The organism is Pseudomonas sp. NDM (genome assembly GCF_003105095.1).
Lineage (GTDB): Bacteria > Pseudomonadota > Gammaproteobacteria > Pseudomonadales > Pseudomonadaceae > Aquipseudomonas > Aquipseudomonas moraviensis_A.
Genome location: NZ_QETJ01000141.1, coordinates 1 through 12,968, shown reverse-complemented (window position 1 = coordinate 12,968; position 12,968 = coordinate 1). Strand labels below are relative to the sequence as shown.

General features: G+C 61.5%; 13 protein-coding genes. 2 read left to right on the top strand and 11 right to left on the bottom strand.

The annotated features are described in order from the left end of the window. Nucleotides 1-119: 119 nt before the first annotated feature. From DCO47_RS21435 to DCO47_RS21400, 8 genes are all read right to left on the bottom strand, one after another. Complete coding sequence (locus tag DCO47_RS21435) at nt 120-989, bottom strand: oxaloacetate decarboxylase (protein ID WP_024012471.1); 870 nt, start codon at nt 987-989, stop codon at nt 120-122. Nucleotides 990-1,143: 154 nt separating this feature from the next. Continuing rightward, entirely contained in the window at nt 1,144-2,178 is a 1,035-nt protein-coding gene (astA, locus tag DCO47_RS21430) for an arginine N-succinyltransferase (protein ID WP_042609520.1), read from the bottom strand. A gap of 49 nt (nt 2,179-2,227) precedes the next feature. Continuing rightward, entirely contained in the window at nt 2,228-3,244 is a 1,017-nt protein-coding gene (locus DCO47_RS21425) for an arginine N-succinyltransferase (RefSeq protein ID WP_064362027.1), read from the bottom strand. Between the two features lie 118 nt (nt 3,245-3,362). Then, nucleotides 3,363-4,712: an APC family permease gene (locus tag DCO47_RS21420; RefSeq protein ID WP_042609522.1), complete on the bottom strand. Its 1,350-nt coding sequence runs from the start codon at nt 4,710-4,712 to the stop codon at nt 3,363-3,365. 68 nt (nt 4,713-4,780) lie between these two features. Beyond that, nucleotides 4,781-5,533: an N-formylglutamate amidohydrolase gene (locus DCO47_RS21415; RefSeq protein WP_116658877.1), complete on the bottom strand. Its 753-nt coding sequence runs from the start codon at nt 5,531-5,533 to the stop codon at nt 4,781-4,783. Further along, nucleotides 5,517-6,848, bottom strand: a complete 1,332-nt coding sequence (locus tag DCO47_RS21410; protein ID WP_064362025.1) for a glutamine synthetase — start codon at nt 6,846-6,848, stop codon at nt 5,517-5,519. The genes DCO47_RS21415 and DCO47_RS21410 overlap by 17 nt, the downstream gene beginning before the upstream one ends. Further along, entirely contained in the window at nt 6,845-7,489 is a 645-nt protein-coding gene (locus DCO47_RS21405) for an isochorismatase family cysteine hydrolase (protein ID WP_116658876.1), read from the bottom strand. Before DCO47_RS21405 ends, DCO47_RS21410 begins: the two co-directional genes overlap by 4 nt. A gap of 2 nt (nt 7,490-7,491) precedes the next feature. Next, nucleotides 7,492-8,346 carry a MurR/RpiR family transcriptional regulator gene (locus tag DCO47_RS21400; protein WP_042609526.1) on the bottom strand — a complete coding sequence of 285 codons (855 nt, stop codon included), beginning with the start codon at nt 8,344-8,346 and terminating at the stop codon, nt 7,492-7,494. A 320-nt stretch (nt 8,347-8,666) separates the two neighbouring features. Here DCO47_RS21400 and DCO47_RS21395 point away from each other — a divergent pair, with 320 nt between their 5' ends. Beyond that, nucleotides 8,667-9,236 carry a histidine phosphatase family protein gene (locus DCO47_RS21395; protein ID WP_065616999.1) on the top strand — a complete coding sequence of 190 codons (570 nt, stop codon included), beginning with the start codon at nt 8,667-8,669 and terminating at the stop codon, nt 9,234-9,236. Next, complete coding sequence (gene cobF / locus DCO47_RS21390; RefSeq protein ID WP_083353109.1) at nt 9,236-9,991, top strand: precorrin-6A synthase (deacetylating); 756 nt, start codon at nt 9,236-9,238, stop codon at nt 9,989-9,991. The genes DCO47_RS21395 and cobF overlap by 1 nt, the downstream gene beginning before the upstream one ends. A gap of 219 nt (nt 9,992-10,210) precedes the next feature. On the opposite strand, the gene DCO47_RS21385 is transcribed toward cobF, so the two are convergent. From DCO47_RS21385 to DCO47_RS21375, 3 genes are read right to left on the bottom strand one after another with little or no spacing between them, the layout of a single operon-like run. Beyond that, on the bottom strand, nt 10,211-11,392 hold the full coding sequence (locus DCO47_RS21385; protein ID WP_116658875.1) for an acetyl-CoA C-acetyltransferase: 1,182 nt from the start codon (nt 11,390-11,392) through the stop codon (nt 10,211-10,213). A gap of 11 nt (nt 11,393-11,403) precedes the next feature. After that, nucleotides 11,404-12,069 (bottom strand): CoA transferase subunit B, encoded by a 666-nt coding sequence (locus DCO47_RS21380; protein ID WP_116658874.1) that lies wholly within the window; start codon nt 12,067-12,069, stop codon nt 11,404-11,406. 24 nt (nt 12,070-12,093) lie between these two features. Then, nucleotides 12,094-12,792: a CoA transferase subunit A gene (locus DCO47_RS21375; RefSeq protein WP_042609530.1), complete on the bottom strand. Its 699-nt coding sequence runs from the start codon at nt 12,790-12,792 to the stop codon at nt 12,094-12,096. Nucleotides 12,793-12,968 lie beyond the last annotated feature (176 nt).

The following is a 12,968-nucleotide window of genomic DNA, read 5'->3' as shown; positions in this document are numbered from 1 at the left end:
AGACGCCGGTTTAGCGGTGCCGCAATAGACGCTTTCGCGAGCAGGCTCGCTCCCACAGGGGACCGCATTTCAACTGTGGGAGCGAGCCTGCTCGCGAAGGGGCCGGTGCAGCGTGTGCATCACTCCTTGACGCTCATGTACTCCTTGGCCCAGAGAATGTATTCCTCCGGCTGGGTATAGGTGTGCGTCAATTCGGTCGCGCTCAGATCGGCGGCCTGGGTGAAGATCTGCCGCTGTTCGCGCAGGCTGTCGTAGGTCGCTTTGATCGCGGCGAAGTAAGCGCCGTGGCCGTCGATGGTCACGCGTACGCCGAGTTCGGCCAGGCGTTTGTCGTCGCGCAGGGCCGGGTTGCCGTAAGTGACCAGCATCAGCGGCACGGTCAGGTGCTCGGCGATCTGTTCCAGTTGGTCGAAGTCCTGCACGCCGACCATGCAGATACCGTCAGCGCCCGCCGCCTGATATTGGCGGGTGCGGCTGATGATTTCCTGGTTCGGCAGAATGCCGGCGTTGGTGCGGGCGATGATCGCCATTTCCGTGTCGACCCGGGCTTCCAGCGCCGCGCGGATCTTGCCGACGCCTTCGGCGACGGTGATCAGGTCGGTGGATTTGCGCCCGAATTGTGCGGGCAGCAGGGTGTCTTCGATGGTCAGTGCCGCGACGCCGGCGCGTTCCAGTTCGACGATGGTGCGCATGACGTTAAGAGCGTTACCGTAGCCGTGATCGGCGTCGGCGATCACTGGCAATTGGGCGACGCGGCCGATGCGCGTGGCCTGTTCGGCGAATTCGCTGAGGGTGATCAGGGCGAAGTCCGGGGCGCCGAGCACCTGCAGGGAGGCCACGGAACCGCCGAGGATACCCACTTCAAAACCCAGGTCAGCGGCGATGCGGGCGGACATCGGGTCGAACACCGAAGCCGTGTGATAGCAGGTGTCGGAGGCCAGCAACTGACGGAAATTACGGCGCAAATCTTGATGGGAAAGCCTGGTCATACGAGTTCCACCAATACATAAGGAATGGAGAGGCTTGAGCAAAGGTGTCAACGCCGAAGAATGAAAAGGCTATCACGCGAATGGGTCAGGAATCATGACGAATTTGCGCGGCAGGACTGGCGGCTGAAAGGTTTAATCTCTCGCGCCGGGCATATCAGGCCGCCACGGCGTGTTGCTGTTGATGGGGCAGGAGCACCGCACGCACCGAATTACCCGGCTGAAGTTGCAGGCGTTTGGCGGTGAGACGATCGACCATCAGGCTGTTACCCACCAGTCGCCCGGGCGCCACGGTGATGCGGCAGTTTTCCAGGCGGCGGTTGTGAATCAGCCACAACGGCGCCTGCTCGTCCGGGATGCCGAGGCTCAGGGTCAGTTCGAGACTGTCACGCACCGTGCGAATGCTGCGGATCGGCGCTTCTATGACCGGGCCACCGTCGAAAATGTCGATGTAACCCTGGTGCGCAAAACCTTCAGCCTGAAGGATTTTCAATGCCGGTTGGGTGTTCGGGTGAGTCTGGCCGATCGCCGCCTGTGCCTGTTCGGTCAGCAGGCAGGTGTACAGCGGCTGACGTGGCATCAGTTCGGCGATAAAGGCTTTGTTGCCCAGCCCCGACAAGTGATCGGCGTGGGTGAAATCCATCTGGAAAAAGTGTCGGCCAAGGCTGTCCCAGAACGGCGAGCAACCGTTTTCATCGGCACTGCCGCGCAGTTCGGCGATCATCTTCTCGCCAAACAGATGCGGAAACTCGGCGACAAACAGCAGGCGCCCCAGCGACAACAGGCGGCCATTGCTGCCGCTGCGCTGGTCATGGCGCAGAAACAGCGAGCACAGTTCCGATTGTCCGGTCAGTTCATTGTTGAGGAACAACGTCGGAATCTGCCGCTGGATGCCCAGGTCCGGCGCCGAACTGACGGTCACGCCGAGCCGGTAGTTGTACCAGGGTTCGCGCAGGCCAACGGCGCCAGCCATCGCGCTGACACCGACCACGCGCTGCTCATCATCCTCGAGGACAAACAGATAATCGGCATCGGCCCGTTCCACCTGTTCGGCGAACGCCCGTTGCGCCCAACGCACCCGGTGCGCGAGGCGGTCCTCATTGGCCGGAAGCGTGGTGAAGCCCGGCCCGGCCTGTTCGACGAGAGTCATCAAGGCAGGCAGGTCGCTGACTTTTACCGGACGGACAATCATGCTCCAACTCCTTCTGCGTACCGATTCAGGCACCAACGGCAAATGCGCCTCACAGAGCGACCAACCGTATCGGGCTGCCCTCGCTGACCTTCAGTGCCGCGCAGAGAGCGGGCGTCAGGGGCAGCGGTTGATCGGGCTGGTAGTCGAGCTCGGTGACAATGGCGCGGTAGTCATGCAAGGCGTCGTTGCTCACCAGGTAACGGCCTCGGGCGTCTGTCGACGCCTGTTGCCGGACAGTGGCAGTCTGGCTGCCAACGATCGAGCGAATGTTTGCGGTACGCGCATACAACGTAGGGCCGGCGTCGAACAGGTCGATGTAGCTGTTGGTTTCGAAGCCTTCACGCTCGAGGATGTCGAACGCCTCTTGGCCGTCCGGGTGCACGCGGCCGATGCAGTCCTGCGCCGCTTGCGGCAGCATCGGTACGTATATCGGATATTGCGGCATCAGTTCGGCGAGGAACGTGCGGCTCTGCAACCCGCACAGACGCTCGGCTTCGGCGTAGGGCAGGTCGAAGAAATGCTTGCCCAGCGCATCCCAGAATGGCGAGTGGCCGTGCTCATCGCTGTAGCCGACGATCTCGGTGATCACTGCCTCGGAGAACCGCTGCGCATGGGCGGCAATGAACAGCAGGCGCGCCCGCGACAACAGTTCGGAAAACGGCGTGCGCACCAGCGTGGCGTCGATGTGGAACCCGCGCAGCAGGGTATGCCCGCTAAGGTCATGGCACAGCGACAACGCCGGCACGCCATGCTCGATGTTCAACTCCCGCGAGGCGCTGGTGAAATGGCGATTGCGCAAGCTGTAGAACGGTTCCTTGAAGCCGGCGGTGGCAAGAATTTCCGAGCAGCCGAGCAGTTGCTGGCGTTCGAGGTCTTCCAGCACAAAGAAATAGTTCTCCGGCCCCTGCGCCGTGGCGGCGCTGTCGAACGAGGCGCGCGACCCGGCGATTTTCTCGCGCAGGTGCTCGCTGTCATCCGGCAGCGAGGTCACGCCGATCAGGCTCTCGCGGGCCAGGCGCTGTAGCTGGGGCAGATCATTCTGCTCGACTGGGCGTAAGACCAGCATGGATGTACTCCTGTATCAAAAGGTTCGGCCCGTTCGCCGAACCTGACTATCACTGTCGGTTTCCACGCGTTAAATCGGCGGTCGCCTGATTTGTTGTCAGACGCCGCTCTTTTTCTTGTCAGCCATTGCTCGGATCGGGCAACACCGTGCTGGCGCCGAGCTTGTTGAGGAAGAACAGATAAACCAGACCCAGGGCAATCCAGATCAGGCCGAGTTTCTGCGCATCGACGCCCATGTTGTACATGATGGCCGCGACGATGATGAAGCCGATCACCGGGCAGAGCAGATGGCGCACAACCTGTCCCGACTTCTGCCGACGCCAGTAGTGGTTGATCACGGTCAGGTGCAGGAGCATGAATCCGCTCAGGGCGCCGAAGTTGATCAGCGAGGTGAGGATGTCGACCGCCTCGATGAACAGGTAGCAGATCAGCAGCGACAGCACCGCCACCAGATAGATGCTCAGGTACGGCGTGTTGTGTTTCGGATGGACCTTGGCCAGCACCTTCGGCAATTTGCCGTCGCGGGCCATGCCGAACAGCAGGCGCGACACGGCGGCCTGCGAGGTGATCGCCACGGCCACGCCCCAGGCCAGCGCCGTCGCCACTGCGGTCAGGGTTGCGAGCCAGCTGCCGGCGGCGATTTCAGCGATTTCATAGAACGCGGTGTCGGCGGATTTGAAGCCCATGCCCGCTGCCAGATCGGTGGCGATCCACGTCTGTACCACGAAAATCGTGCCCATCACCGCCAGGGTGATAAGCGCCGCTCTGCCGACGCTGCGGCCCGGGTCTTCCTTGATTTCTTCGGCAAGGGTCGAGATCGCATCGAAGCCGAGGAACGACAGCACGGCGATCGACACCGCTTGCATCAACAAGGCGAAGTTGAAGGTCTCGGGGTGATACAGCGGCGCCAGTGTCAACTCGCCGTTGCCGCCGCCGTTGTGCAAGGCATTCCAGGCGTAGAACAGGAAGATGCCCAGTACCACCAGTTGCGCCAGCAGGAACAGGATGTTCATCCGCGCGGTAAAGGTGATGCCGCGCAGGTTGACGAACGTTGCGCTGACCAGGAACGCCAGGATGAAGCCAACCTTGGGAATATCCGGGTACAAATGGTTGAGCGCCATCGCCGCATACAGGTACAGCAGCGGCGGAATCAGCAGGTAGTCGAGTAGCATCAGCCAGCCAGCGATGAAACCGACGTGTTGATTAAGGCCGCGTTGCGCGTAGGAATACACCGAACCGGCAATCGGAAACGCCTTGGCCATGCTGCCGTAACTCAGCGCGGTGAACAGCATCGCCACCATGCCGATGATGTAGGCCAGCGGCACCATCCCGGGTGCCTCGGCGTTGACGTAGCCATACACACCGAACGGGGCGATGGGGATCATGAAAATCATCCCGTATACCACCAGATCGGTCAGCGTCAGGCTACGTTTCAACTCTTGCTTGTAGCCGAATTCTTCAATTTCCATGAAGCGCAACTCCTTGTCAGCCATCGGTCGTTTTAGTTGTTCTGTCGGTCGATCATTTACCGCGATTCTTACAGCAAAGGTGCCAGGTAGCCGGCCCAGCGCGAAACCGCTTCGGGGCTGCGCAGCAAGTCATTGCGCACTTCGATCAGTACCGCCTCGAGGCCTCGGGCATCGCCGTGCACCGGTACGGTCATGTCGCCCAGCGGATCGATTCTGTACGGCTGGTTGCCCGCGACTTTCAAAGGATGCACTTGCAGTCCGTCGAGCAGGCGCTGGGCATAGGCTTTGGCCTGGCCGAACAACACGCCGATTTCCAGTGCTCGCGGCTGGCCGTAGTACACCGGGGTAAAACTGTGAATGCCGACCACGCGCACCGCTTGGCCCTGGGCAATACGCTCGTCGATCAGCGTCTGCAAACGTGCATGAAACGGCTTGAACAGGGTCTGCCGACGATACTCGCGAGCCGCCTCATCCAGCTCGCGGTTGCCGGGAATCTGGTAGATCTCGCTTTGCACCGGGATGCTGTCCGGTGCATGGCGCGGGCGGTTGAGATCGATCAACAGCCGTGAGTAATTGGCGCTGAGCAGGGTGGCACCGAGCTGTTCCGACAACTGTTCGGCCAGTTGCAGCGCGCCGATGTCCCAGGCGATGTGTTCCCGCGCGGCGGCCTCGTCCAGGCCCAGGTTGTTCAGGGCATCGGGGATGTAACGACTGGCGTGTTCGCACACGAGGATCAACGGGTTCGTCGAGTCCTCGCGGCTCAGGTTATAGACCGGGCGGGTGAACAACCCCAGTTCGGCGGATTCAGTACAGGCGTGCATAGTGCTCACACAGGTCAGCGGGCGAGAGCTGTTCCGTCAGCGCCAGTTCCTCGGTTTTCAGGGCGTACCAAGTGTCGAGCAGCGGCTTGGGCAGCCATTCATTGAAGGCTGCACTGTCGCGCAGGCAATCCAGCGCCTGCGCCAGCGAGGCGGGCAGGGCGACAATGCCCCGGGCCTTGCGTTGCTCGTCATTGAGTGAATCGGGAATTTCATCGGTGATCGCGTTCAGCGCCAGACGCTGTTCGATGCCCAGTCGCCCGGCGATCAGCAGCGCCGCCATGGCCAGGTGTGGCGAGGCGGTGGCGTCCATGGCGCGGAATTCCAGGTTGAACTGCTGCGCGGCAGACTTGCCGCCCAGGATTACGGTCGGGCAGATGCGCAGCGCCGCTTCACGATTCTGCTGTCCCAGGCACGCATAGGACGCGCTCCAGTGGTGCGGCTGCAAACGCTGGTACGAGAGCGGCGTCGGCGCAGTGAACGCGCAGAGCGCCGGCAAATAGTGCAGGACTCCGGCAGCCCAGTGCTGACCGATACTCGACAGGCCGTTGCTGGTGCCGGCGTCATACAGCATGGGCTGGCCGGCCAGATCGAGCAGGCTGACGTGCAGATGCACACCGTTGCACACCGCCTCGGGAGCGGTCTTCGGCGCGAAACTCAGCGCCAGGCCCATCTGCCGGGCGATTTCCCGGGTGATTTCACGCACATTGACCGCACGATCCGCCGCCGCCACGCCAAGGGTCGGGCGGCAGGTGATTTCGTATTGGTGCTTGCCGTATTCCGGCAGGAACATTTCCGGCTCGACCCCGCCGGCGCGCAGGGCGCTGAGCAGCCAGCCGGCGAATTCGGCGCCCTGACGCTGCGCTTCGAGAGAGAACGCTGCATGTTCGGCCTCGCCAGCGTGCAGGTTGAATTCATGTTCGAACGCGGCATTGACCTGCAAACCGAGCTCATCGTGATAGCGCTCGATTTCATCACGCAGCAATGTGCGTGGGCAGGCGCCCCACGCCTGACCGTCGGTCTCGCGGATATCGGCGTGGATGAAATCCAGCGCCGGCGCGTTGGCGTCCGGGCCGTTGCCGACGGTGACGCGGCTGTTCAGATCGGGGATCAGCCGCAGGTCGCCGTAAGCGCCCCACGGATTGCTCGAGGCGATGATGTCTTGTGGCGTCAGCGCGCTGTTGGCCGGGACCCAGCCGCAACCCGCTGCCTGATAGTGCTCAAGCTCATCGGTAGGGAACGAGCGGCCACGGGTGATGCCGATCAGGTCAGTGGTCACCAGAGTGGTCATCGGCAGAGGCGTCAGGCGTGCGCTCATGGCTGCATCTCCTGCAAACGACCGAGCACGGTGTCGGTGTCGGTGATCCAGCAGTAACCCTTGATTGCATTGAGGCAGGCGTGGTGGCGTTTGGCTGTATAAGTGGCGCAGGCGTCCTCCACCAGCGTCACCAGATAGCCCCGGTCGGCGGCGTCGCGCACGGCCATGTCCACGCACTGATCGGTGACGATGCCAGCGATGATCAGATGACGGGTCTGCAAGTTGCGCAGCACGTAGTCGATGTTGGTCGAGTTGAATACCCCGGAGGAGGTCTTTGGCAGCACGATTTCGTTCTCGGCCGGGGTCAGTTCAGCAATCACCTGAGCTTGCGCGCTGCCCTTGGGCAGGTGCATGTCGGACAGCTTGTGATCCAGCGAGCGGTCGCGACCGTCGGCGGTCAGGCTTTCGATGATCGTGTGCAGCACGTTTTGCCGGGCCTGACGAAAGGCGCCAAGCAGCCGTTGCTGATTGGGCACCACCTGGCTGCGCGCACGCTGGAGGAAATACTCGGCATCCGGCCCGCTCAGGTGCGGGTCGAATTGCGGCTCGAGCCAGGCGCGCTGCATGTCCACCAGCAACAATGCGGTGTGATCGAACACAAACGGCAGGTCCCGTGGCGAGCGGTGGGGAAGGCTGAACATCCTTATTTTTCCTCCAGCAGGTGAGTCGCAAAGTCGTTGCGCAGGGCATCGATGCCTTCCAGGCGATCGGCAGGGTCGGGCACGCGCAAGGTCAGGCAGGCGATCAGCGCCTCGACCTGCGCCAGCGCCGGCACCATGGTGTCGAACGGCGACGCCGATTCCACCGGGGCGCTGATGATCAGGTCGGCCATCTCGCGCAGCGGCGAGGCGTAGACATCGGTGAACAGCACCACCCGCGCGTTGTTGTTCTTCGCCGCGGTGGCGACGCGCAGGGCTTGGGTCTGGTAGCGCCGATAGTCGAACACCAGCACTACGTCCTGGCGTTGCAGATCGTACAGACGATCAGGCAACAGGGCGTTGTCTTCCAGGGCGAAGCAGCCGGGGCGCAGCAGGCGCAGGTGGTTAAGCAGGTAATTGGCCAGCAGGATGCTGAAACGGCCACCGAAGCAGTAGATCTGATGGCGGCTGTCGAGCAGCCACTCCACGAGGATCCGTACGTCTTCGGGTTGGGTCAGGGCTTGAGTGTCAACCAGCAAGCGATGGCTGTCGGCCAGATAATGGGCCCAGGCATCGTTCTTGTTCTGCTGCGAGCGCGGCTGCAATAGCGTGCGTGGTGAACGCAGGCGATGGTCCATGTCGCTGAGCAGGGCTTCCTGGAAATCGGCGTAACCGCCAAAACCGAGCTTTTTCACCAGACGCACGATGGTCGGATCGCTGACACCCGCATGTTCGGCAAGGCGCGCCATCGGCCCCAGACCGTTGCGGGGATACTGATCGAGCAGGGCGCGGACGACTTTGCGCTCTGACGGCGTCAGATCCAGGCCGGGGTCAGTGATCAGGTCTCTGAGAGGGGGCATCCGGGCTCCTGCTGGATGGGGGTGTCGAATTCATTTCACAATCCGTTAAAAGAGTATTTATGTAATGTGTGCTACATGTCTAGCGAATTTTTGTACAGGTTTGCCAGGCACCAAAAGTGTGCAAGGCGTCCGTGTAACAAGGGCTACGCCGAAGTAGCGTCGGCTTGTAGTCCTTTGCCTGTCACAGTGTCAGACATTGCCTATCCAAGGTTCAGCGGCTGGCGGGCGGGCAATCCTGAAAAATCCGGTTTTACGGCACAATGGGCCGCTAACGAATTTCGAACCGTTGCTTTTGATATCTTTCGTCCGAGTACCTGCCTGTGCCAAGTAGCCGTTTGATACTGGTTTGCCATGCGCGAACCATCGCACAAAAATTGGCGCGTTTTCCTACGAACGAGCCTGTTGAAGAGTTGCCCGTGGCGTCTGACGCCATCCGGTCGCGATTCCCGGCGACGCGGCGCCTGGTATGCGGGCCGGAGCTGCGAACCCGGCAAACAGCAGCGTGGTTGGGTGCCGATGGCGAAATCGACCCGGCCCTGCGCGACTGTGACTGGGGGCGCTGGCACGGCCAGTCGATCAAGGATTTGCAAGCCCACCACGCCGACGCGTTGTCAGCCTGGCTGGCCGATCCAGACGCGGCGCCCCATGGCGGCGAATCGGTCGGCCAACTGACACAGCGGGTGGCGCAGTGGCTGGCTACCGTCGCCGCGACGCCCGGGCATGTGGTGGCAGTCACCCATCCGTTTGTCATGCGTGCTGCATTGATGCAGGTGCTGCAGGGCAACGCCTTCAATGCGATCGATGTCGAGCCGCTGTCGGTGATCGAGCTGCGCTTCAACGGCATCTGGCGTCTACGCTTGCCGGGCATGGACCTTGAAGAGGAATTCTGATGAAACAGCTGCTGGTCATCGGCATTGGCGCCGGCAATCCGGACTACATCACGATGCAGGCAGTGAAAGCGCTGAATCGGGTCGATGTGTTCTTTCTGCTGGATAAAGGCCAGAGCAAACAGACGTTGATCGATCTGCGCCGCGAGATCTGTGAGCGCTACATCACCGATCACGCTTATCGCTTTATCGAAGCCAGCAGTCCTGAGCGCGAGCGGGGCGATGTCGACTACACGGCAAGTGTCGATGCACTGAACCGCGCCAAGCAGCAGACCTTCGAGCGGCTGATCAATGAGGAATTGTCCGACGGTCAGTGCGGTGGTTTCCTGGTGTGGGGCGATCCGGCGTTGTACGACAGCACGCTGCGCATCCTTCAGGCGATTCAGTCATCAGGCCGCTGTGAATTTGAGTACGAAGTGATACCGGGGATTACCAGCGTTCAGGCCCTGGCTGCGCAGCACAAGATACCGCTGAACACGATCGGCCGTTCGGTGGAAATCACCACGGGACGGCGATTGGCAGCAGGGCAGGTGAGTGAAGCGGACAGTCTGGTGGTGATGCTCGATGCCGAGGATTCGTACCAGCAGGTGGCGGATCGCCAGACCGAGATTTTCTGGGGCGCTTACCTGGGCACACCGGATGAGATTCTGCTCAGCGGAAGACTGGCGGATGTCGCCGATGAGATCGAACGGGTGCGCAAAGCGGCGCGGGCGGAGCATGGGTGGATTATGGATACCTATCTGCTGCGCAAGCCTTGAATGGCTGGCGTCTGAAAAAGCGCTTTCGCGAGCAGGCTCGCTCCCACATTTGGAATGCGTCCCCCCTGTAGGAGTGAGCCTGCTCGCGATGACGGTGGTACATCCAATACGAATTTCGGACAGGCAAAAAGAAACCCGGTACACCGCAAGGCGCACCGGGTTTTTTGTTGCCGGCCAACGGCGGATGTCGTGGATCCGCCGTCAACCTTGAACTCCGTATCAGGCGCGTTCCAGCGCCAGCGCTACACCCTGGCCGCCGCCAATGCACAAGGTCGCCAGACCTTTTTTCGCATCGCGCTTGAGCATTTCGTGCAGCAATGTCACCAGCACGCGGCAACCCGATGCGCCGATCGGGTGACCAAGAGCGATGGCGCCGCCGTTGACGTTGACCTTGTCCAGGTCCCATTGCAGGTCCTTGGCCACGGCCAGCGATTGCGCGGCGAACGCTTCGTTGGCTTCGATCAGGTCGAGCTGGTCGATGCTCCAGCCGGCCTTGTCGAGGCAGCGGCGGGTGGCAGATACCGGGCCGATGCCCATGATCGCCGGATCGACGCCCGCGTTGGCGTAGGCAGCGATTCTGGCCAGAACCGGCAGGCCCAGGGCTTTGGCTTTCTCGCCACTCATCAGAATCACGGCGGCGGCACCGTCGTTCAGCGATGAAGCGTTGCCAGCGGTGACGCTGCCGTCCTTTTTGAACGCCGGGCGCAGCTTCGCCAGGGATTCGGCGCTGGTGTCGCCGCGTGGCTGCTCGTCGATCTTGAAGGCGACCGGATCGCCCTTGCGCTGGGGAATCAGGATCGGGGTGATTTCATCGACGAAGCGCCCGGCTTCAATGGCGGCGGCAGCTTTCTGCTGGGAAGCGGCTGCGAAGGCGTCCTGCTGTTCGCGGGTGATCTGGTATTTATCGACCAGATTTTCTGCGGTGATGCCCATGTGGTAATCGTTGAACGCATCCCACAGGCCGTCGCTGATCATGGTGTCGACGATTTGCGCGTGACCCATGCGCAGACCGGTGCGGGCGCCCGGCATGATGTAGTTGGACAGGCTCATGTTTTCCTGGCCGCCGGCAATGATCACCTCGGCGTCGCCGCAACGGATCGCCTGCGCGCCGAGATGCAGAGCTTTCAGGCCCGAACCGCAGACCTTGTTCAGGGTCATCGCCGGTACCGCGTGGGGCAGGCCGGCCCTGATCGCGGCCTGACGCGCCGGATTCTGTCCGGCGCCGGCGGTCAACACCTGGCCCATGATCACTTCATCGACCTGCGCACCGTCCAGACCGGTCTGCTCGAGCAACTGGCGGATCACCGCCGCGCCCAGATCGACCGCGGATACGTTGGCCAGGGAGCCCTGAAAACTGCCGATCGCGGTACGCGTGGCGGCAACAATGACGACGTCTTGCATTTTCGAATTCCTCACTCGGCAGCGAACTGCATTTCCGGTACGTGATCCGGGACGATCAGTTTACCAGCGGTTTTGGCGACGATTTCGTCAACGCTGACGCCAGGTGCGCGTTCCTTGAGGACAAAAGCGCCATTTTCGATTTCCAGATAGGCGAGGTCGGTCAGCACGCGCTTGATGCAGCCGGCGCCGGTCAGCGGCAGGCTGCATTTGGCGAGCAGCTTGGATTCACCGTCCTTGGACGCGTGGGTCATGATGACAATGATGTTGTCGGCACCGGCCACCAGGTCCATGGCGCCGCCCATGCCCTTGACCAGTTTGCCGGGGATCATCCACGAGGCAATATTGCCTTCGACGTCGACTTCGAACGCGCCGAGCACGGTCAGGTCGACATGGCCGCCGCGGATCATCGCAAAGGATTCGGCGGAGTTGAAAATCGATGCGCCGATCCGCGCGGTCACCGTTTGTTTGCCGGCGTTGATCATGTCGGCATCGATGGTTTCTTCGGTCGGAAAAGGTCCCATGCCGAGCAGGCCGTTTTCCGATTGCAGCATGACTTCCATGCCTTCGGGGATGTAGTTGGCGACCAGGGTCGGAATGCCGATACCGAGGTTGACGTAGTAGCCGTCCTGCATTTCGCGGGCGACGCGCTGAGCCATTTGTTCGCGGGTAAGTGCCATGTTGTTGTTCTCCGTAGGCCTGAATTATTTGCGGATGGTGCGTTGTTCGATGCGTTTTTCGAACGTGCCGCAAATGACCCGGTCGACGTAGATGCCCGGGGTGTGGATCTGCGTCGGGTCGAGTTCGCCGGGTTCGACGATTTCTTCGACTTCGACCACGGTGATCTTGCCGGCGGTGGCCGCCAGCGGGTTGAAGTTCTGCGCGGTGTGGCGGTAAACGACGTTGCCGAAATGGTCGGCCTTCCAGCCTTTGACGATGGCGAAGTCGCCAGTGATGGATTCTTCCATCAGGTACTTGCGACCTTTGAATTCACGCACTTCCTTGCCCTCGGCGACCGGGGTGCCGACGCCGGTGGCGGTGAAGAATGCCGGAATGCCGGCGCCGCCCGCGCGCATCTTCTCGGCGAGGGTGCCTTGCGGGGTGAGGATGACTTCGATGTCGCCCTTGAGCAGTTGCTCTTCGAACAGTTTGTTTTCGCCGACGTACGAGGCGATGACTTTGCTGATCTGGCGGTCGGTGAGCAGCACGCCAAGGCCGAATCCGTCGACGCCGCAGTTGTTGGAGACGACAGTGAGGTCGCGGGTGCCCTTGCGCTTGATCTCGGCGATCAGGTTTTCCGGAATGCCGCACAGACCGAAGCCGCCGGCGATGACGGTCATGCCGTCTTCCAGGCCGGCCATCGCTTCCTCGTAGGAACTCACACGCTTGTCGAAACCTGCCATAGGCACCTCTTTTATTATTTGTGGGCGGCTGGCTAGCCGAATGACTTGAGTGTCTCTCCGTGGAATATATTTGTTAAGTTGATTTTTACGGTTGATTGATTGATAAACATCAATAATCAATGTTTCGGCGATCTCCTGTAGGCGCTGCCGAAGGCTGCGATCTTTTGCCGTTGATT